A 19078-nucleotide genomic window follows, 5' to 3' on the forward strand; every position below is an offset into this window, starting at 1 on the left:
TTTTTGACGATGCAAAGGGCTGTGTTGACAGTGCAAAGCTGACCGAAAGGTTAAGTTTATAGGCTTATGCCTTCGCGGAAAACTAAAAACTGACCAAGGAATCAAAAAACCGCGACTTTTCGACGCAGCAGTTCGATGAACAACCCCAACTCCCGGCTGATGTGCTCGCCCTTGCGCAACAACAACCCGAATGGCGCCATCTGCACATCCAGTTCCACCGGCAACGCCACCACCAGGCCCATTTTAAGATAGTCGCGCAATGCGGTTTCCGACAGGACCATGATCGCGTCGGTCAGCTGAATCAGTTGCTGCATGGAGTACACCGAACCGCATTCGATGATGTCCGCCGGTAGCGGCAAGGCTAACCGCTGCAAGGCTTGATCCAGACCGATGCGCGCCGGACTGGTTTCCGGTTGCAGGATCCACGGCCAACCGCCGACCAGCTCGGCCATTTCCAGTTTCTTGCGCCGGGCCAGCGGGTGGCCGGCGTGCACCACCACCAGCAAGCGTTCGTTACCCAACTGCTCGAAGACGTAATGCTCACTGTCGGTGGCGGCATTGCGCCGGGCGATGGCAAGGTCAATGCGGCCCTGTTCCAGCAACTGGATCACCTGGTCGCTGGTGTCACCCATGATGCGAATCCGCAGCTGCGGGTTGAGCGCCTTGATTTCGGCAATCGAATCCATGACCAGGCCCGGCGCCGCGCCCATGATGGTACCGATCGACAGATAGCCGTAGCCGCCTTGCTGCCGCGCCATCAGGTCCTCGGCACAACGGTCGAGGCCACTGATGGCCGACTCGGCAAAGCGAATCAGTTCCTGGCCCAGCGCTGTCGGGCGCATCCCCCGCGGCAGGCGCTCGAACAGATCGCAGCCGAACATGTCTTCAATCTCATGGAGCATGCGGGTTGCCGCCGGTTGCGACATGTTCAGGCTTTGCGAAGCGCGGTGCAGATTCTGGCTGGAGCTGAGCGTCACCAGCATGTGCAGATGCTTGTAGCGCAGTCGATTGAGCAGGCTGCGGGAGATGATCGGCGTGGTCATGACGGGCCTTTTTTATCGATACCCTGAGGGTATCAGTTGTGAGCTAGATTCGATTTGTAACGCATCGATCAGCGGCCGTACAGTCTTCCCCATAAGAACAAATGCCCTACCAAAGGAAAACTGCGATGAAGACTCTACCCGCGCCTCTGCTCGCCAAAATTTCCTGGCGACTACTCCCGTTTCTCCTGCTGATGTACATCATGGCCTTCCTCGACCGCGCCAACGTCGGGTTCGCCAAGCAAGCCTTTCAAGCCGACACCAACATCAGCGATGCCGCCTTCGCCTTCGGCGCCGGGGTGTTCTTCGTGGGCTACGCGTTGCTTGAAGTGCCGAGCAACCTGATTCTGCACCGCGTCGGCGCCCGCCTGTGGATGTGCCGGATCATGGTCACCTGGGGCCTGGTCTCCGCCGCCATGGTCTTCGCCCACACAGAAACCAGCTTCTACATCCTGCGCTTCCTGCTGGGCGTGGCCGAAGCTGGCTTCTTCCCCGGCGTGATCCTTTACCTCACGTACTGGTTCCCCAGCGCCGTGCGCGGCAAGGCCATGGGTTTCTTCTATTTCGGTGCGCCGCTGGCATTCATCTTCGGCAGCCCGTTGTCCGGCCTGCTGCTGGAACTGGACGGCTTCGCCGGCTTCCACGGCTGGCAGTGGCTGTTTGCCGTTGAAGGCCTGATGGCGACGGCGGTGGGCATCTGGGCCTACTGGTACCTGGACAACCGCCCGGCCGACGCCAAGTGGCTGACCGTCGAGGAACGCCAGCAAGTGCAGACCCTGCTCGATCAGGAAGACAGCCATAAACAGAACCACGGCCGCAGCCTGCTCAACGTCATTTGCCAACCCCCGGTGCTGTACCTGTGCCTGATCTACCTGTTGATCCAGGCCAGCGTCTACGGCGTGGTGTTTTACCTGCCAAGCCAGGTCGGCGGACTGCTGGGGACCAAGGTCGGGTTGATGGTCGGCCTGGTCACGGCGATTCCATGGATTTGCGCCTTGATCGCCGCCTACCTGATCCCCGGCTACAGCGACCGCACCGGCGAACGTCGCCGCACCGCGTGCCTTACCTTGCTGATGGCCGCCGCCGGGATCGCCTGCTCGGTGACCTTCAGCAACCCGCTGCTGGGGATCATCGCCCTGTGTTTTGCCGCCTCCGGCTTCATCGCCGTGCAGCCGGTGTTCTGGACCTTCCCCTCCAGCTACCTCGCCGGCAGCGCCGCCGCGGCCGGGATCGCCCTGATCAACTCGTTCGGCGCCCTCGGCGGCTTCATTGCCCCAATCCTGAAGAACTGGGCCGAAGGCGCTTTCCATTCACCGGCAGCAGGCTTGTACGTGCTGGCCGTTACCACCGTCATTGCCGCGTTGCTGGTGCTGGGCGTACGCGCGCCCGGCCATGAAGCCTCGAACAAACCGGCCACCGTTTAACCTGACCGCCGTTTAACAAAGGGAATCACACCATGGGCATTCCAACCATCAAACACGTGCGCGCTTTCACGCTGCGAGGCGGCGGCGCGGATTATCACGACCAGGCCGACGGCCACTGGATCGACGATCACATTGCCACGCCGATGAGCAAATACCCCGAGTACCGCCAGAGCCGCCGCACCTTCGGCATCAATGTACTCGGCACCCTGGTGGTGGAGATCGAGGCCAGCGACGGTACCGTCGGTTTTGCCGTGACCACTGGCGGCGAGCCTGCCGCCTACATCGTCGAGAAGCACCTGGCGCGCTTCCTCGAAGGCGCCCGGGTCACCGACATCGAAAAAATCTGGGACCAGATGTACCAGTCGACCCTGTATTACGGGCGCAAGGGCATCGTCATCAACACGATCTCCGGCGTCGACCTGGCGCTGTGGGACTTGCTCGGCAAGATCCGCCAGGAACCCGTACATCAGCTCCTCGGCGGTGCGGTGCGCGACGAATTGCAGTTCTACGCCACCGGCGCCCGTCCGGACCTGGCGCAGAAAATGGGCTTCATCGGCGGCAAGATGCCGCTGCACCACGGTCCGGCCGAAGGCGAGGAAGGCCTGCGCAAGAACCTCGAAGAACTGGCGACCATGCGCGAGCGTGTCGGCCCGGACTTCTGGCTGATGCTCGATTGCTGGATGAGCCTGGACCTCAACTACGCCACCAGACTGGCGGTTGGCGCCCACGAGCATGGCTTGAAGTGGATTGAAGAAGCCCTGCCGCCGGACGATTACTGGGGCTACGCCGCCCTGCGCAACAATGTGCCCAAGGGCATGCTGGTGACCACCGGCGAACATGAAGCCACACGCTGGGGCTTCCGCATGCTGCTGGAGATGGGCTGCTGCGACATCATCCAGCCGGATGTCGGCTGGTGCGGCGGGATCACTGAACTGGTGAAGATCTCGGCCCTGGCCGACGCTCACAACGCGCTGGTCATCCCCCACGGCTCTTCGGTGTACAGCTACCACTTCGTCGCCACCCGGCATAACAGCCCGTTCGCCGAGTTCCTGATGATGGCGCCGAAGGCTGACGAAGTAGTGCCGATGTTCCACCCGCAATTGCTCGGCGAACCGGTGCCGGTCAATGGCCGCATGCGTCTGTCCGCGCTCGACCAGCCAGGTTTCGGCGTGACCCTCAACCCGGAATGCCAACTGCATCGGCCGTATAACCGCTGAGAAAGGAGCTCGTGATGAACATGCCGCACAACGCGTTCAAGGCCGCACTGAACAACAGCGAAACCCGGTACGGCATCTGGGCCGGGTTCGCCACCGGCTACGCCGCCGAGATCGTCGCCACCACCGGTTACGACTGGATGCTGATCGATGGCGAGCACGCGCCCAACACTGTGCCCGGTGTACTCGCCCAGTTGCAGGCCGTGACGCCTTACTCGACCGCGCCTGTGGTGCGCGCGGTGAATGGCGATGCCAACCTGATCAAACAATTGCTGGATATCGGCGCGCAGACGCTGATGATCCCGATGGTCGAAACCGCTGAGCAGGCACAGGCACTGGTGCGCGCCATGCGCTACCCGCCCCACGGCATTCGCGGGGTCGGCGGCGGCCTGACCAGGGCCACGCGCTGGGACGGCGTGCCGGATTACCTGAATACCGCCCACGAACAACTGTGCCTGATCGTGCAGGTGGAATCGCGCACCGGCGTGGAAAACGTCGCCGCGATTGCCGCCGTCGAGGGCGTGGATGCGGTGTTCATCGGGCCGGCGGATTTGTCGATCGGCCTGGGTCATGCCGGCAACCCCGGCCACCCGGAAGTCCAGGAACGGATTCAACACGCCGTGAACGCCACGCTGGCGGCCGGCAAGGCCTGCGGGATTCTAGCGCCCAACGAAGAAGACGCCCGCCGCTACCAGCGCTGGGGCTGCCAGTTCATTGCAGTGGCCATCGACATCAGCCTGCTGCGCCAAGGCGCCATGGCCACCCTCGCCCGCTATCGCGAACCTGCCACCACTCAAGCGCCGTCACGTACTTACTGATCTGCCAAGGAGTCGCACCATGTCATCCGTGCCTGTTTACGAAAACTTCATCGACGGCCAGTTCGTGGCCAGCGCTGCCCACCTCGATGTGATCAACCCGGCCACCGGTGCCGTGCTGTCGAAAGTCCCGGCCTCGACAGCCGAAGACGTCGACCGCGCCCTCGCTGCCGCCCGTGCCGCGCAGAAAGACTGGGCGCGCAAACCGGCGAATGACCGCGCCGGCTACTTGCGCCGGATCGCCGCGAAACTGCGGGAAAACGTCTCGCACCTGGCGCGCACCATCACCCTGGAGCAAGGCAAGATCAGCGGACTGGCGGAAGTCGAAGTCAATTTCACTGCCGACTACCTCGACTACATGGCCGAATGGGCCCGGCGCATCGAAGGTGAAATCATCACCAGCGACCGCCAGAACGAAAACATCTTCCTGTTGCGCAAACCCTTGGGCGTGGTGGCCGGGATCCTGCCGTGGAATTTCCCGTTCTTCCTGATCGCCCGGAAAATGGCCCCGGCCCTGCTGACCGGCAACACCATCGTCATCAAGCCCAGCGAAGAAACCCCGAACAACTGCTTCGAATTTGCCCGGCTGGTCGCCGAAACCGACCTGCCGCCCGGCGTGTTCAACGTGGTCTGCGGTGACGGCCGAGTCGGCGCGGCACTGACCGCGCACAAGGGCGTGGACATGATCAGCTTCACCGGCAGTGTCGACACAGGCTCACGAATCATGGCCGCCGCCGCGCCGAACATCACCAAGCTCAACCTGGAACTGGGCGGCAAGGCACCGGCCATTGTGCTGGCGGATGCAGACCTCGACCTGGCGGTCAGGGCGATCCGCGATTCGCGGATCATCAACAGCGGCCAGGTGTGCAATTGCGCCGAGCGGGTATATGTCGAGCGCAAGGTGGCGGATCAGTTCATCGAACGTATCGCGGCGGCCATGAGCGCAACACGCTATGGCGACCCGATTGCCCAGCCCGACGTGGAGATGGGCCCGCTGATCAACCGCCAGGGGCTGGACAGCGTCAACCGCAAAGTCCGCACCGCGCTGAGCCAGGGCGCAAGCCTGATCAGCGGCGGGCAGATGGCCGACCTGCCGAATGGCTTCCACTTCCAGCCCACTGTTTTAGCCGGTTGTCGCGCGGACATGGAGATCATGCGCGAAGAGATATTCGGGCCGGTGCTGCCGATCCAGATAATCGACGACCTGGACGAAGCCATCGCCCTGGCCAACGACTGTGACTATGGCCTGACTTCGTCGATCTACACCCGTGACCTGAGCAAAACCCTGCAGGCGATGCGTGAGCTGGATTTTGGCGAAACCTACGTCAACCGCGAGAACTTCGAAGCCATGCAAGGTTTCCATGCCGGTGTGCGCAAGTCCGGCATCGGCGGCGCGGATGGCAAGCATGGGCTGTACGAATACACCCATACCCACGCGGTGTATCTGCAAGGCTGAGTCACGCACTTTCTGTGAAGGGCGGGCGCCTGTGCCGTTGCTCAGGCGCCTGCCCCATCACCCTGACATGCACATCTCATCGGCATTTCCCCGGACGTAGCAACGGGCAGGTCGAGCAGTATTCAGCGGGTTCGGTGGCCAGGTAATAGAAGCAACAGGTTCGGCGAAAGCGAATGCTGCGTTGCCCATCGTCCACCAGCGTCGGCGGTCGGCGGAAATGGCTCAGCGGGTTGTAATCGAGACCGAACAACGCAGGTTCGGCTTGTGTCAGCAGCCAATTGAAATCCGCTTCACAGCGCCCGCGCACTGACGGGTCGTCGATTTTCGCCATGCGTTTTTCATACAGCGAGTAAACACGTACGGCCGTATTTTCCCAGAGGATGCGCCGGGAAACACCGGTGACACGGTTGAAGGTGTGCCACAACGGTTGCAGCAGTCCCGCGAACAGTCCCCGCACCAGGGCCTCCCGCCAGGCCTCGCGCTCATGGGTCCCATAGGTCAGCGGCAGACCGTGATGCAGGGGCATCGACGACGTCCACTGCCCATCATCGTGGCCGTATTCAATCAGCGTGTTGTCGAGCGTCAACAACAGCCCCTTGTCATACACCGACATCGCATACAAACAAGCGCCGGTCGCCAGAAACGACAGGCGCTTGCCCAGCAGCGAGGCGGTAATCGCCCGGGTCGGCGAGCCGATCACCGGGCCCAGGGTGTCCAGCAGTTGCTCGCACACGTCCTCCTGCAACAAGTCCCGGGCCTTCAGCGAACGCAACGGGTCGCGCTCGTCGCCGTCCTTGAGCCGCAAGCCGCCGGACAACACCGTCCACTGCGACGCGGTGAAATGACGTGCCAGACTCATTGCGGCAACTCCCGGCCAAACGGAATGCACAACGGAGTCCCGAAGAACGGATCGGCAATGATCCGGCAATTGAGGTCGAATACGGTTTTGACCAAGGGTTCGGTCAACACCTCGTCGGGCCGCCCCTGGGCAAAGGCCGTCCGGTTGTGCACCGCGACCATGTGGTCGGCGTAACGACAGGCCAGGTTGAGGTCGTGCAGCACCATGATGATGGTCTTGTTTTCGAGCCGGTTGAGGTCGCGCAGCAGGTCCAGCACTTCGATCTGGTGCGCCAGGTCGAGAAACGTGGTGGGTTCGTCGAGCAGCACGATGCCGGTGTCCTGAGCCAGGGTCATGGCGATCCACGCGCGCTGGCGCTGCCCGCCGGACAACGCGTCCACCGGTCGATCCGCCAGTGCCTGGAGGCTGGTTTGCGTCAGCGCACGGTTGACCATGGCCTCATCTTCAGCCGACCACTGCTGCATCCAGCTCTGATACGGATAACGCCCCAGCGCCACCAACTGCCGCACGGTGATGCCCTCCGGCGCACTGGGGGTCTGAGGCAAAATGGCCAACTCCCTGGCCACAGTGGCCGTGGGCTTTTGCTGGATATCCACACCGTTGAGAATCACCGAGCCCTGCTGCGGCTTCAGCAGTCGGGCGAAGGATTTGAGCAAGGTGCTTTTGCCGCAGCCGTTGCTGCCGATCAGTACCGAAATCTTGCCCTGGGGCAGTTGCATGTCCAGCGCGTCAATAATGACCTGGCGCTGGTAACTCAGGGTCAGGCCGCGACTTGCAATCGACGTCATACGTTGAATTCCTTAATGACGCTGTTTAATCAACAAATAGAGAAAAAAGGGTGTGCCCAGTACGGCGACAAAAATCCCGGCCGGCAGATCCAGCGGCAAAAACAGCACACGCCCGACAAGGTCGGCCAGCACCACGAGGTTTGCCCCGACCAACAACGCCATCACCGCCTGACCGCCGAACCCCGGGGCTACCAGGCGCTTGGCAATGTGCGGCGCAATCAGCCCGACAAACGCGATCGCCCCGCCCCAGGCAATCGCTGCTCCGGCCAATGCCACACTTACCAGCAACAAACCGGCGCGCAGCCACTGCACGCGAACGCCGATGCCTTGGGCCAGAGAGTCATCCAGTTGTTGCACCCTCACCTGCCGGGCAAACAGCACCAGCAGCGGGCAGATACCCAACAACCAGCGCCCCAGCGCCAGCGGTTCCGGCCAACTGGCGCCGTACACGCTGCCGGTCAGCCAGACATAAGCCGACAGGGTCGTGGTCAGCGGACTGAAGACCAGGATGAAGGTGGTCGCGGCGGTCAACATCGCGCTGATGCCGACCCCGATCAACACCAGGCGCAGCGGTGAAGCCCCCTGCTTCCAGGCCAGCAGATAGATCGCCAATGCCGCCAGCGCCGCACCGGACATCGCCGCCAGCGGCAGATATTGTTGGCCCAGTGCCACGGAGAAAAACGACAGATACAGCACGGCCGCCGCACTGGCGCCGCTGGTGATACCCAGCAGATCAGGTGAAGCCAGCGGGTTGCGGATGATGCTTTGCAGAATCAGACCCGACACCGACAACGCCGCCCCGACCAACGCCGCCAGGAGCATGCGCGGCAAGCGCAGTTGCTCGACGATGAACGTCAGGCTGGCATCCTGGCTCGACAGCAAAATCCGCAGCACCTGCGACGGCGACAGCATGACTTTGCCCAGCGACAGTGAGCCAAGCATGATCAGCGCCGTCACCATCAACGCCACCAGCAACCGCCACAACGTGGTGACATTGATCCGCCGGGAAAAGCCGCTACGGCGCCAGGTCAGGACCTTATCCATAACGACCTCCACGCCGGGCCAGCAGAATGAAGAACGGTGCGCCGAACAATGCCGTCATCACGCCCACCGGGACCTCCTGCGGCAGGATCAACACCCGCGACAAGGTATCGGCCAGCAGCAGGACAATCGCGCCGAGTAGCGCACAGCCCGGCAGCAGCCAGCGATGATCGATGGACAGGCCCTTGCGCACCATGTGCGGCACCAGCAGGCCGATAAACCCGATGCTGCCGGCCAATGCCACGGCGCTGCCCGCCAGACAGACCACCAGAACGCTCATCAGCAGCCGGATCAAACCGGTGCGCTGACCCAGGCCGGTGGCGATCTCCTCGCCTGCGTCAAGCACGTTGACCTGCCCCGCCAGCAACATCGCGCCGAACACCCCGAGCACGCCACAGATCAGCAGTGGCGCGGCGACCGACAGGCTGCGCTCGGTCAACGAGCCCGCCAGCCAGAACAGCACCGTGTCCAGCCCATCCTGATTGACCACCAGCAACGCCTGGCTGAACGCGGAGAACAAGGCAGCCATCGCCGCACCCGCCAACACAATGCGCAGCGGGCTGAGACTGCCCTGCCCCATGTTGCCGATCAGCCACACCAGACTGCCGGCCACGGCCGCGCCGATGAACGCGCTCCACAGCCAGGCATCCGGGGATGACAGGGAAAACAGCGAGGAGCACAGGATGATAAAAAAAGTCGCGCCGGCGTTGATCCCGAACAACCCGGGGGACGCCAGCGGATTGCGCGTCAGCGCCTGCATCAAGCCCCCCGCCACGGCCAGGCTCGCGCCCACGGCCATTGCCATCAAGGTGCGCGACAGGCGCGTGGTGGTCACCAGCACGTGGCTGACGCTCAACGGATCGGGATGCACGAACGCGGCGGTAATGTGCGACAACGGAATCCAGGTGGCTCCGACCGCCAGGCTCAGCACGCCGCTGAGCAGCAACACGACGGCGGCACAGCACAACTTCAAACCATTGCTCATCAGGACACGTCCGCCGTGACCAGCCGCGCAACGTCATCGAGCATCAGGTTCGCCCCGAGCATCCCGCCCGACAGGCTCCAGGCCACTCCGTCGACCCGCCACACCTGCCCCTGTTGCGGCGCACGCATTTGCTGCCACAGCGGATGCTGCACCAGGCTTTCATAGTTTCCCTGCACTGCCGGTTTCTCCGCGCGCAAGAAGACAAAGAAAATGTCGGCATTGACCACCGCCAGACTCTCCTTGCTGGTGAGTTTGATCGATACCCCGCTCGCCGCCCGACTGGCCTCACTCCAGCCAAGCCCCAGCTCGGTGATCACCGAACCCGGAAAACTGGCCGGCAGATAACTGCGGATATGGTCCTCACGGACATCCAGAATCGACACCGTCGGCGGCCAGCGCCCGGAAAATTTCTGCTGCAGTTGCCCGCGCAGTTGTGCCGTGCGCAACTGCCAGCGGGCCAACACCTCGTCGGCGCGCTGCTGGCGGTGCAAGGCCAGGCCCATCAACGCCAGGGTCTTTTTGAACTCGAACACTTCCTCCAGCATCACCACCGGGGCGATCTGCTTGAGCAACGGCGCGATACGTTCATGGCGAAAGCGCGAGGCGATGATCACGTCCGGCTTGAGCAGCGCGATGTCCTCAAGGCTGGGCTGGGTTTCCAGCCCGACATGGGGTACCGGCTCCAGCGCCGAGCGCAGATAGCGATAGGTGGGCTTTTCACTCCAGGAGTCGACGATGCCGCAGGGTGTGATGCCCAACGTCACGGCACTGTCCGTGGCCCCCTGAAACAGGGTGATCACCCGCAGCGGCGCGGCGTCGGCCCGGGCCCACGCCGACGGGGCAAACCTGAGTGCAAGCAGGCCCAGGGACAGGCGCAGCAGCGTGCGCCTGGAGGGCCTGTTGGGCTGTTCTTTCTTGGGCGGGTAAGTCAGGCCGGGCATGCTCTCGTCCTCTGCAATCGATTCATGACACAACTCGGTAGCGCCCTTCCCTGTGGCGCAATCCACGGTTGAATCGATTCAGAAGTCGACGGTCGCCGAAAGCAGGTAGGTTCGTGGAGTTGCGAGCGTCAATCCAGGCTCGCTGTCATCCGAGGCCCCGGCCGAACTCCAGTAACGCTTGTCGGCCACGTTCTCGATATTGGCGCGCAGGGTGATGTTCTTTTCTTCAACCTTGAAGGCGTAGCGCGCGCCCACGTCGATACGCGTCCAGGCATCGATTTCCTTGTTATTGGACTGGTCCAGATACTGGGAGCTGGAATAGATGCCGCGGCTGGTGAGGGTCAGGCCTTGTACATTCGGCACGTCCCACTCGCCCCCCAGGCTGACGTTGTATTCCGGCGTGGCGGGCGCGCGGTTGCCGTCAAAGGTGCCGTTGGTGGTGTCGGTCAACTCGCTGTCGATGTACATGACGCCGCCGAGCAGGCGGAAACCTTTGAGCGGCTCACCGAACACACTGACTTCCACACCCTTGTTTTCGCGTTTGCCGTTCGGGCCGAAAACCCGCGTCGTGGCGTTGGTTTCATAGGCCGGCTGCTTGATCCGGAACACCGCAGTGGTAATGGCGAACGCACCCGCATCATATTTGGCACCGACCTCGACCTGCCGACTGATGAACGGCGGGAAGATCTCGTCCTCGTTCACCGAGGTCGACGGGGCGATCTTGCCCTGGCTCAGGCCTTCCATGTAGTTGGCATACAACGAGAGCTTGTCGGTGGCCTTGAACAGGATGCCTCCCGAGGGCGAAACCTTTTCTTCATCGTAGCCCGTGTCGCCTTTGACATTATCCGTCCAGTCGTCAACCTGCACTCGCTGCCAGCGGGCACCGAGGGTCAACAGCACCCGGTCATCGAGCAAGCCCAATGTGTCGGACAACGCCACGCTGCTGGAACGGTTCTCGGTATACACCTGCGAATCGAGTCGCGTGGGCGTAACGGGTGTAGGTGTTTCCACCGGGTTGTAGATGTTGCTCGGGGCGGCGGCATAACGGGCGCCACCGTTTTCGAAGTCCATGTAGAAGTAGCTGGCAGCCAGGTTGATTTCATGACTCACCGGACCGGTATGGAACCAGTTGCGTACCCCGGCGTTGGCTGTCCGGACATTTTCGTCACGGGTGAAGTCACGTGGCTGAACGCTGAAATCGCCCGCGTTGTTGGTGACCGCTACGGCGTGCCGAAGGAAGTCGTGATTACTTTTACGCGCACCCGCACCGGCGTACACCATGACGGAATCGCTGACATCGTACTCGCCGGTCACCGTACCGAAGGTGTCCTTGGTCCGCGCCTTGCTCCACGGCTGTGCATAGTTGTGGCGAACATCGCTGGCGTGCGGAACCTGAGCTTTGGCGCCGACCTGCACACGCTCCTGCGGGGCGTCGGTGTCACGCTCGTTATGTCCGACGTCCGTCGAGAGCCGCAGGCGTTCACCGCGAAAATCCAGGCCCAGCACCGCCATCTCGCGGTCAACACTCTGGTGATCCCATTCGGTGTCGCCGGACTGCTTCACGCCGTTGAAACGAACACCGAACATGTCCCCCTCACCAAAGCGCCGACCGATATCTACCGCACCGCCAACCTGGCTGTCGGAAGCGTAGTTGCCGGTAAACGAAGTAACGGGCACGTCCGTGGCGCGCTTGGGCACCACGTTGATCCCGCCGCCCACGCTGCCCCGCGGCGAGATGCCATTGATGAGCTGACTCGGGCCTTTGAGGATGTCGACGCGATCGGCCATTTCCATGTCGATGGTGTACGTCGGCAGAATGCCGTAGAGACCGTTGTAGGAGACATCACTGTTGAACAGGCTCATTCCGCGAATGGTGAACTGCTCATACCGTCCACCCGCCGGGTTGGTGGCGCGAACCGAGGGATCGCTGGCAACGAGGTCGCCCAAGGTACGAGCCTGCAGGTTTTTCACCAACTCACTGGTGTAGGTGGTCTCGCTGAACGGCGTCTCCATGAAGTCTTTCGAGCCCAGCAAGCCTTGCGACCCACGGCGTGCGACCTGCCCGCCGGCATACGGATCACCGTGCGCCGTGTCCGCCGTCGCGTAAATAGAGGTAGCGCCCAATTGCAGGGTGCTGCCTGTTGGCGCCGGGGTCAGCATGTACGCCTGTTCGCCGACCGGTTGCAGTTGCAGACCGGAACCCTGTAGCAGTTGAGCAAAGCCCTCTTCCACCGCGAAGTCGCCGGAAAGGCCAGGGCTGGTGCGCCCACTCACCAGTGCCGGGTCCACGGACAGATTGACTCCGGCCAACCCGGCGAAACGGGTCAGCGCCGCGCCGAGGCTACCGGCTGGCACCTGATAGCTGCGCCGTGGCGCGTCTGCGGCCCAACCGGCAGCGATGAACAACGGACAGGCACTCAGGCTCAACAACAGACTCAAGTGCATCAACGGGCGCAACCGGGATGGAGCCAGACGCGTACTGCAAGGCATCACTACAGGCATTGAGAATCTCTCTGATTTCGTTTCACTTGCCTTGAATGACAAGCGCCGCGAAAAAAGGGGACACGCGTTAAACACTATTTTTGCGCGGCACCAGCGTTACCCAATAACGCGTACGCGAATGCACCTCCAGCGGCAGGCTGACCGCCAGAAGCGCGAGGATGCGATCGGTGTCTTCCAGGCGAAAACTGCCGGTGATGCGCAGTGATTCCAACTCTGGCTCCCAACGCAACACGCCAGGACGATAGGTGCTGAGTTCACGCAGGAAGTCCCCCAAGGGTTGGTTCTGCGCCATCAGCACTCCGTCACGCCAGCCAGGGGCCAGCACGTCGAACGGCTCCACAGCGCCAGCACCCGCCGCTTGAAGGCTGACTTGCTGGCCGCCGCGCAACGAAAAGACCGGCCCGTGCAGAGGCTGCAACTGCACTGTGCCTCGAAGCACTGACACCTTGCAGCCCGACTGCCCCTGACGCACACACACTTCGCTCTGACTGACGGTCACTTGCCCGAAGCGCGTGAGGATCGTCAGCGGCGAAGTCCCGGGCACGTTCAGTGCGATTTCGCCTTCCACCAGTGTCAGGTGCCGGTTCTTCAGATCGATATCGACGGCACTGGCCGTGTTCAGTTGCACAGAGCTGCCATCGGCCAACCGGACTTTTTTGCTTTCCCCGGTGGCGGTGCGCAGGTCGGCCCCCCAGGTATCCAGAGGCAACTGCCGACTGATCAACCAGGCGGTCGGCAGCAACGCCACCGCACCGACGGCGCGTTTGAGCACCGTGCGTCGACTCGCTTGCGGCCGGTCCAGACTGGCCATGGCCAGGCCCGATGGCAGGTCGGCAAAGCGTTGACGCAAGCGTTGCGCTTTCTGCCAGGCCTGCTCATGGCTGGAATGGCTGTCGCGCCAGCTCTGCAACTGCTCCCGGTCCTGCTCATTGGCGCAGCCGGATTCCATGAGGGCCAGCCACTGCGCGGCGGCCCGCACGACTTGTCGGGCCTGGGCCGAAGGTGGCGAACCGTTCACATGTCCACCAGCAGGCAATGTTCGTAGGCTTGAGCCATGTAGCGCTTGATCGTGCGTTCCGAGACTTGCAGGCGCTCGGCAATCTCCTGGTAGCCCAGGCCTTCGAGCTGACTCCAGAGAAACGCCCGCCGTACCGGCCTGGGCAATCCATCGAGCAATTCGTCCAGGGCCTGCAGGGTTTCCAGCAGGATCCAGCGTTGCTCCGGGGACGGCACACAGTCCTCGGGCAGCAACGCCAATGCATCGAGATAGGCTTGCTCCAGGCTGCGGCGCTTGTAGAAGTTGCTCAGCAGTCGTTTGCCGACGGTCGCCAGGTAGGCGCGAGGCTCTTGCAAGTCGGCGATGCGCTGTGAGCTGGCAAGTACACGAACGAAGGTATCCTGGCTCAGGTCCGCGGCATCGCTGCCATTGCTCATGCGTCGTCTCAACCAGCCTTCGAGCCAGCCCCGATGGTCGCGGTACAGGTCGTGGAAGGCTTGCTCCGGCGGCATCACGGCATCACTCATCTGAAGGAACCCTGGGCGAAGAAAAAATTTAAATGCGACTCATTCTAATTAGTGTTGTGAGGGCAAACCAAGCCCTTTGTGCGAATTGCACCCGGTAAATGCTTGAATTATTTAATGACAGACAGGCATTTCGGCCGCGCAGGCGCCGGTTTAACAAGTCTGCGGGTTATTGAGGGGGATTTTCGAGAGTCATCGGGCATCCGCGCCAGGCCGGCAGATGCGAAACCCTGAGGGTCGCGAGGCAGGAGAAAAAGCCAAATTTCAGACACAAAAAACCCCGGTCTTTCGACCAGGGTCTTTGCTATCGACTCGAAGTAAACCTGCGGTTTTCTTCGTAGCTCCAAGGCGTTCAGTGGGCCTCGGGGCAGATATGGCGCAGCGGACGGGACTCGAACCCGCGACCCCCGGCGTGACAGGCCGGTATTCTAACCGACTGAACTACCGCTGCGTATCGCTTTGAGCAGATGCTCAAGTAACTCGTCTGATTGAAAACTCAGTAGCTTTTCAATCTCGAATCAGAGCATGCCTGATTCGGAAAATATGGCGCAGCGGACGGGACTCGAACCCGCGACCCCCGGCGTGACAGGCCGGTATTCTAACCGACTGAACTACCGCTGCGCGTCGGTGGAGGCATTTCAGCCTACCTCTTGCTTTCGCAAGTACCTCGGGAGTGGTGGGTGATGACGGGATCGAACCGCCGACATTCTGCTTGTAAGGCAGACGCTCTCCCAGCTGAGCTAATCACCCGTTTGCATCTCCGAGGCCGCGAAATTTACGCAGGTAGCGAACCTAAGTCAATAGCAGGATTGAAGTTTTTTTCAAAAACAGCTTTTAGCAGCAAGCTTCGAGCTGCAAGTAAAAGCAAGCACGCATATAGCAGGCACACCACCGTCACGCTTTAACTTGCAGCTTGAAGCTGCCTTTCACTGCTCATAGATCATCTTCTTGGTCATGCCGCCATCGACCACGAATTCCTGGCCGGTGACAAACCCGGCGTTTCTCGACAGCAGCCAGGCCACCATCGCCGCGACATCCTCGACCGTCCCCACCCTGCCCGCTGGATGCTGGGCATGATCGGCTTCGGTCAAGGGTTCGGCACGCCGCACCGAGGGGTCGCGCGCATCGATCCAGCCAGGGCTGACGGCATTGACCCGGATCTCCGGACCAAGGCTGATGGCCAACGCATGGGTCAGAGCCAACAAACCGCCCTTGCTCGCCGCATAGGCCTCTGTGTCGGGTTCCGACTGCCCTGCGCGGGTCGAGGCCAGATTGACGATGGCACCGCTGTGAGCGCGCAGGTACGGCGCACAGTGCTTGGCCAGCAGCATCGGCCCACTGAGGTTCACCGCCAACACCCGATTCCAGTGAGCCAGATCGAGGCTTTCCAGGGTGATATTGTGCGGATCGGCAACCGCTGCGTTGCATACCAGCGCATCCAGGCGCCCGAACTGGCCGAGCACCTCGGCCACGCCCAGCGCGACCTGCCCTTCATTCGAGACATCCATGGCGATGAACCAGGCGTTGTCGCCCAGCACTTTCGCCACTTTCGAACCGCGCTCCCGGTCCAGGTCCGTCAGCACGACTTGCCAGCCTTCGCTGATCAGCCAGGCCGAGATCCCCAGGCCAATGCCCCGCGCAGCACCGGTCACCAGCGCTACGCGGCCATTCGAGCCGGTGGTCGGCGCAGACAACTCGATCACAACGCAGCCAGACCGCGCGCCAGATCGGCTTGCAGGTCCGCCACGTCTTCCAGGCCGACCGCAACACGGATCAGACTGTCACGAATGCCCGCCGCTTCACGCTCCTGTGGCGCCAGGCGACCATGGGACGTCGTGCTCGGATGGGTGATGGTGGTCTTGCTGTCGCCCAGGTTGGCGGTGATCGAAATCAGGCGCGTGGCGTCGATAAAGCGCCAGGCACCCTCTTTGCCACCCTTGACCTCAAAACTGACCACAGCACCGAAACCCTTCTGCTGGCGCAGCGCCAGCTCGTGCTGCGGATGGCTCTTGAGGCCGGCGTAATGGACTTTCTCGATACCTTCCTGCTGCTCCAGCCACTCGGCCAGTTGCTGGGCGTTGGCGCAATGGGCCTTCATCCGCAGGTTGAGGGTTTCCAGGCCCTTGAGGAAGATCCAGGCATTGAACGGGCTCAGGGTCGGCCCGGCGGTACGCAGGAAGCCGACCACCTCTTTCATCTGCTCGCTGCGACCGGCGACCACGCCACCCATGCAACGGCCCTGGCCGTCGATGAACTTGGTGGCCGAGTGCACGACGATGTCCGCGCCCATTTTCAGCGGCTGCTGCAAGGCCGGGGTGCAGAAGCAGTTGTCGACCACCAGCATCGCGCCTTTGGCGTGGGCGATTTTCGCCAGTTCGGCAATGTCGACCAACTCGGCCAGCGGGTTGGACGGCGACTCGACGAACAGCAGCCTGGTATTGGCCTTGATCGCCGCGTCCCAGCCGGACAGATCCGCCAGGGCAACGTAATCGACTTCGATGCCGAAACGCTTGAAGTACTTTTCGAACAGGCTGATGGTCGAGCCAAATACGCTACGCGACACCAATACGTGATCGCCAGCACTGCACAGGCTCATCACCACGGCCATGATCGCAGCCATGCCGGTGGCGGTGGCCACGGCTTGCTCGGCGCTTTCCAGAGCGGCGATACGCTCTTCGAAGGCGCGTACGGTCGGGTTGGTGTAGCGCGAGTAAACGTTACCCGGTACTTCCCCGGCAAAACGCGCGGCGGCGTCGGCAGCGGTGCGGAATACATAGCTGGAAGTGAAGAACATCGGATCACCGTGTTCGCCTTCCGGCGTACGGTGCTGACCGGCACGTACGGCCAGGGTATCGAACGCTACGCCTTCGAGGTCGCTGTCCAGCCGACCGGCATCCCAATCCTGACTCATGCTGTCACTCCTTTCCCTATTCTCGTCAATTAAAAGCCGGATACAAAACCGGCCCCTCAGGGCCGGTAGAAACTCAGTTGTTGTACAGGTCGATGATCGCGCTGACTGCCTGCGTCTTGACCTTGGAGGCATCGTTGCGTGCCTGTTCGATCTTGTTCAGGTAAGCCTCGTCGACGTCGCCGGTGACGTACTGGCCATCGAACACCGCGCAATCGAACTTGTCGATCTTGATCTTGCCGCCACCGACCGCTTCGATCAAGTCAGGCAGATCCTGATAGATCAGCCAGTCGGCGCCGATCAGGTCAGCCACGTCCTGGGTCGAACGGTTGTGCGCGATCAGCTCGTGAGCGCTCGGCATGTCGATGCCGTAGACGTTCGGGTAGCGAACCGCTGGCGCCGCGGAGCAGAAGTAGACGTTCTTGGCGCCGGCTTCGCGGGCCATCTGGATGATCTGCTTGCAAGTGGTGCCGCGAACGATGGAGTCATCCACCAGCATCACGTTCTTGCCGCGGAATTCCAGTTCGATGGCGTTGAGCTTCTGGCGTACGGATTTTTTCCGCGCGGCCTGGCCCGGCATGATGAAGGTCCGGCCGATGTAGCGGTTCTTCACGAAGCCTTCGCGGAACTTCACGCCCAGGTGGTTCGCCAGCTCCAGCGCGGCGGTGCGGCTGGTGTCCGGAATCGGGATGACCACGTCGATGTCGTGGTCCGGACGCTCGCGCAGGATCTTCTCGGCCAGTTTCTCACCCATGCGCAGCCGGGCCTTGTAGACCGACACGCCGTCGATGATCGAATCCGGACGCGCCAGGTAGACGTGTTCGAAGATGCACGGGGTCAGGGACGGGTTGGTCGCGCACTGACGGGTGTACAGCTTGCCCTCTTCAGTGATGTAGACCGCTTCGCCCGGTGCCAGGTCGCGAATCAGGGTGAAGCCCAGCACGTCCAGGGAAACGCTTTCCGAGGCGATCATGTACTCGACGCCTTCGTCGGTGTGACGCTGGCCGAAAACGATCGGGCGGATGCCGTGCGGGTCGCGAAAGCCCACGATGCCGTAGCCGGTGATCATCGCCACGACGGCATAACCACCGACGCAACGGTTGTGCACGTCGGTGACGGCGGCAAACACGTCTTCTTCGGTCGGCTGCAACTTGCCGCGCTGGGCCAGTTCGTGCGCGAACACGTTGAGCAGCACTTCCGAATCGGAACTGGTATTGACGTGGCGCAGGTCAGATTCGTAAATCTCCTTGGCCAGTTGTTCAACGTTGGTCAGGTTACCGTTGTGCGCCAGGGTGATGCCGTAAGGCGAGTTGACGTAAAACGGTTGAGCTTCAGCCGACGTCGAGCTGCCCGCGGTCGGATAACGCACATGGCCAATGCCCATGTGGCCGACCAGGCGCTGCATGTGACGCTGCTGGAACACGTCACGCACCAGGCCGTTATCCTTGCGCAGGAACAACCGGCCATCATGGCTGGTCACGATACCGGCAGCGTCCTGGCCGCGGTGCTGGAGCACGGTTAGCGCGTCATACAGCGCCTGATTGACGTTCGACTTACCGACGATACCGACGATGCCACACATGC

At 62.1% G+C, this 19078-nt stretch carries 16 protein-coding genes and 3 tRNA genes; 4 read left to right on the forward strand and 15 right to left on the reverse strand.

What is annotated here, in order from left to right; all coding sequences use genetic code 11:
• Positions 1-101: 101 nt before the first annotated feature.
• Positions 102-1043: a LysR family transcriptional regulator gene (locus PMI34_RS22160; protein WP_008047294.1), complete on the reverse strand. Its 942-nt coding sequence runs from the start codon at positions 1041-1043 to the stop codon at positions 102-104.
• A 125-nt stretch (positions 1044-1168) separates the two neighbouring features.
• On the opposite strand from PMI34_RS22160, the gene PMI34_RS22155 reads away from it, so the two are divergent.
• The 4 genes from PMI34_RS22155 to aldA are packed head-to-tail and all read left to right on the forward strand — an operon-like array spanning position 1169 to position 5949.
• Positions 1169-2464, forward strand: a complete 1296-nt coding sequence (locus PMI34_RS22155; RefSeq protein ID WP_008047296.1) for an MFS transporter — start codon at positions 1169-1171, stop codon at positions 2462-2464.
• Between the two features lie 32 nt (positions 2465-2496).
• Positions 2497-3681 carry an L-rhamnonate dehydratase gene (rhmD, locus tag PMI34_RS22150; protein WP_008047298.1) on the forward strand — a complete coding sequence of 395 codons (1185 nt, stop codon included), beginning with the start codon at positions 2497-2499 and terminating at the stop codon, positions 3679-3681.
• 14 nt (positions 3682-3695) lie between these two features.
• Positions 3696-4496, forward strand: coding sequence for an aldolase/citrate lyase family protein (locus PMI34_RS22145; RefSeq protein ID WP_008047299.1), 801 nt, complete (start codon positions 3696-3698; stop codon positions 4494-4496).
• 19 nt (positions 4497-4515) lie between these two features.
• Positions 4516-5949: an aldehyde dehydrogenase gene (gene aldA / locus PMI34_RS22140; RefSeq protein ID WP_008047300.1), complete on the forward strand. Its 1434-nt coding sequence runs from the start codon at positions 4516-4518 to the stop codon at positions 5947-5949.
• Between the two features lie 76 nt (positions 5950-6025).
• Here the strand turns inward: aldA and PMI34_RS22135 are convergent, their stop codons facing one another.
• From PMI34_RS22135 to purF, 14 genes are all read right to left on the reverse strand, one after another.
• Positions 6026-6808: an IucA/IucC family C-terminal-domain containing protein gene (locus PMI34_RS22135; RefSeq protein ID WP_008047301.1), complete on the reverse strand. Its 783-nt coding sequence runs from the start codon at positions 6806-6808 to the stop codon at positions 6026-6028.
• Entirely contained in the window at positions 6805-7596 is a 792-nt protein-coding gene (locus PMI34_RS22130; RefSeq protein WP_008047302.1) for an ABC transporter ATP-binding protein, read from the reverse strand. Before PMI34_RS22130 ends, PMI34_RS22135 begins: the two co-directional genes overlap by 4 nt.
• 12 nt (positions 7597-7608) lie before the next feature.
• Positions 7609-8640: a FecCD family ABC transporter permease gene (locus PMI34_RS22125; RefSeq protein WP_008047303.1), complete on the reverse strand. Its 1032-nt coding sequence runs from the start codon at positions 8638-8640 to the stop codon at positions 7609-7611.
• Positions 8633-9622 (reverse strand): FecCD family ABC transporter permease, encoded by a 990-nt coding sequence (locus PMI34_RS22120; RefSeq protein ID WP_008047304.1) that lies wholly within the window; start codon positions 9620-9622, stop codon positions 8633-8635. Before PMI34_RS22120 ends, PMI34_RS22125 begins: the two co-directional genes overlap by 8 nt.
• Positions 9622-10563 (reverse strand): ABC transporter substrate-binding protein, encoded by a 942-nt coding sequence (locus tag PMI34_RS22115; protein WP_008047305.1) that lies wholly within the window; start codon positions 10561-10563, stop codon positions 9622-9624. The genes PMI34_RS22120 and PMI34_RS22115 overlap by 1 nt, the downstream gene beginning before the upstream one ends.
• Positions 10564-10641: 78 nt before the next feature.
• Positions 10642-13065: a TonB-dependent receptor gene (locus PMI34_RS22110; protein ID WP_008047306.1), complete on the reverse strand. Its 2424-nt coding sequence runs from the start codon at positions 13063-13065 to the stop codon at positions 10642-10644.
• Between the two features lie 67 nt (positions 13066-13132).
• Complete coding sequence (locus PMI34_RS22105) at positions 13133-14083, reverse strand: FecR domain-containing protein (RefSeq protein ID WP_008047307.1); 951 nt, start codon at positions 14081-14083, stop codon at positions 13133-13135.
• Complete coding sequence (locus PMI34_RS22100) at positions 14080-14589, reverse strand: sigma-70 family RNA polymerase sigma factor (RefSeq protein WP_008047308.1); 510 nt, start codon at positions 14587-14589, stop codon at positions 14080-14082. The genes PMI34_RS22105 and PMI34_RS22100 overlap by 4 nt, the downstream gene beginning before the upstream one ends.
• Before the next feature lie 371 nt (positions 14590-14960).
• Positions 14961-15037, reverse strand: a tRNA-Asp gene (locus tag PMI34_RS22095).
• Between the two features lie 93 nt (positions 15038-15130).
• Positions 15131-15207 (reverse strand) — tRNA-Asp (locus PMI34_RS22090).
• Positions 15208-15260: 53 nt separating this feature from the next.
• A tRNA-Val gene (locus PMI34_RS22085) sits at positions 15261-15336 on the reverse strand.
• Between the two features lie 176 nt (positions 15337-15512).
• Positions 15513-16289, reverse strand: coding sequence for an SDR family oxidoreductase (locus PMI34_RS22080; protein WP_008047311.1), 777 nt, complete (start codon positions 16287-16289; stop codon positions 15513-15515).
• The gene (locus tag PMI34_RS22075) at positions 16286-17497 is read right to left on the reverse strand and encodes an O-succinylhomoserine sulfhydrylase (RefSeq protein ID WP_008047312.1); all 1212 of its coding nucleotides are present in this window, start codon (positions 17495-17497) and stop codon (positions 16286-16288) included. Before PMI34_RS22075 ends, PMI34_RS22080 begins: the two co-directional genes overlap by 4 nt.
• Positions 17498-17570: 73 nt before the next feature.
• A complete protein-coding gene (gene purF / locus PMI34_RS22070; protein WP_007975670.1) occupies positions 17571-19076 on the reverse strand; it encodes an amidophosphoribosyltransferase in 1506 nt (501 codons plus the stop codon).
• Positions 19077-19078 lie beyond the last annotated feature (2 nt).

Source organism: Pseudomonas sp. GM74 (assembly GCF_000282455.1).
In the GTDB taxonomy this organism is placed as follows: domain Bacteria; phylum Pseudomonadota; class Gammaproteobacteria; order Pseudomonadales; family Pseudomonadaceae; genus Aquipseudomonas.

Coding starts and splice junctions, on each gene's coding strand:
- PMI34_RS22075 (WP_008047312.1), bottom strand. CDS start 17,497: ATGAGTCAGGATTGGGATGCCGGTCGGCTGGACAGCGACCTCGAAGGC.
- PMI34_RS22100 (WP_008047308.1), bottom strand. CDS start 14,589: ATGAGTGATGCCGTGATGCCGCCGGAGCAAGCCTTCCACGACCTGTAC.
- PMI34_RS22115 (WP_008047305.1), bottom strand. CDS start 10,563: ATGCCCGGCCTGACTTACCCGCCCAAGAAAGAACAGCCCAACAGGCCC.
- PMI34_RS22125 (WP_008047303.1), bottom strand. CDS start 8,640: ATGGATAAGGTCCTGACCTGGCGCCGTAGCGGCTTTTCCCGGCGGATC.
- PMI34_RS22135 (WP_008047301.1), bottom strand. CDS start 6,808: ATGAGTCTGGCACGTCATTTCACCGCGTCGCAGTGGACGGTGTTGTCC.
- PMI34_RS22145 (WP_008047299.1), top strand. CDS start 3,696: ATGAACATGCCGCACAACGCGTTCAAGGCCGCACTGAACAACAGCGAA.
- PMI34_RS22130 (WP_008047302.1), bottom strand. CDS start 7,596: ATGACGTCGATTGCAAGTCGCGGCCTGACCCTGAGTTACCAGCGCCAG.
- rhmD (WP_008047298.1), top strand. CDS start 2,497: ATGGGCATTCCAACCATCAAACACGTGCGCGCTTTCACGCTGCGAGGC.
- purF (WP_007975670.1), bottom strand. CDS start 19,076: ATGTGTGGCATCGTCGGTATCGTCGGTAAGTCGAACGTCAATCAGGCG.
- aldA (WP_008047300.1), top strand. CDS start 4,516: ATGTCATCCGTGCCTGTTTACGAAAACTTCATCGACGGCCAGTTCGTG.
- PMI34_RS22160 (WP_008047294.1), bottom strand. CDS start 1,043: ATGACCACGCCGATCATCTCCCGCAGCCTGCTCAATCGACTGCGCTAC.
- PMI34_RS22155 (WP_008047296.1), top strand. CDS start 1,169: ATGAAGACTCTACCCGCGCCTCTGCTCGCCAAAATTTCCTGGCGACTA.
- PMI34_RS22110 (WP_008047306.1), bottom strand. CDS start 13,065: ATGCCTGTAGTGATGCCTTGCAGTACGCGTCTGGCTCCATCCCGGTTG.
- PMI34_RS22120 (WP_008047304.1), bottom strand. CDS start 9,622: ATGAGCAATGGTTTGAAGTTGTGCTGTGCCGCCGTCGTGTTGCTGCTC.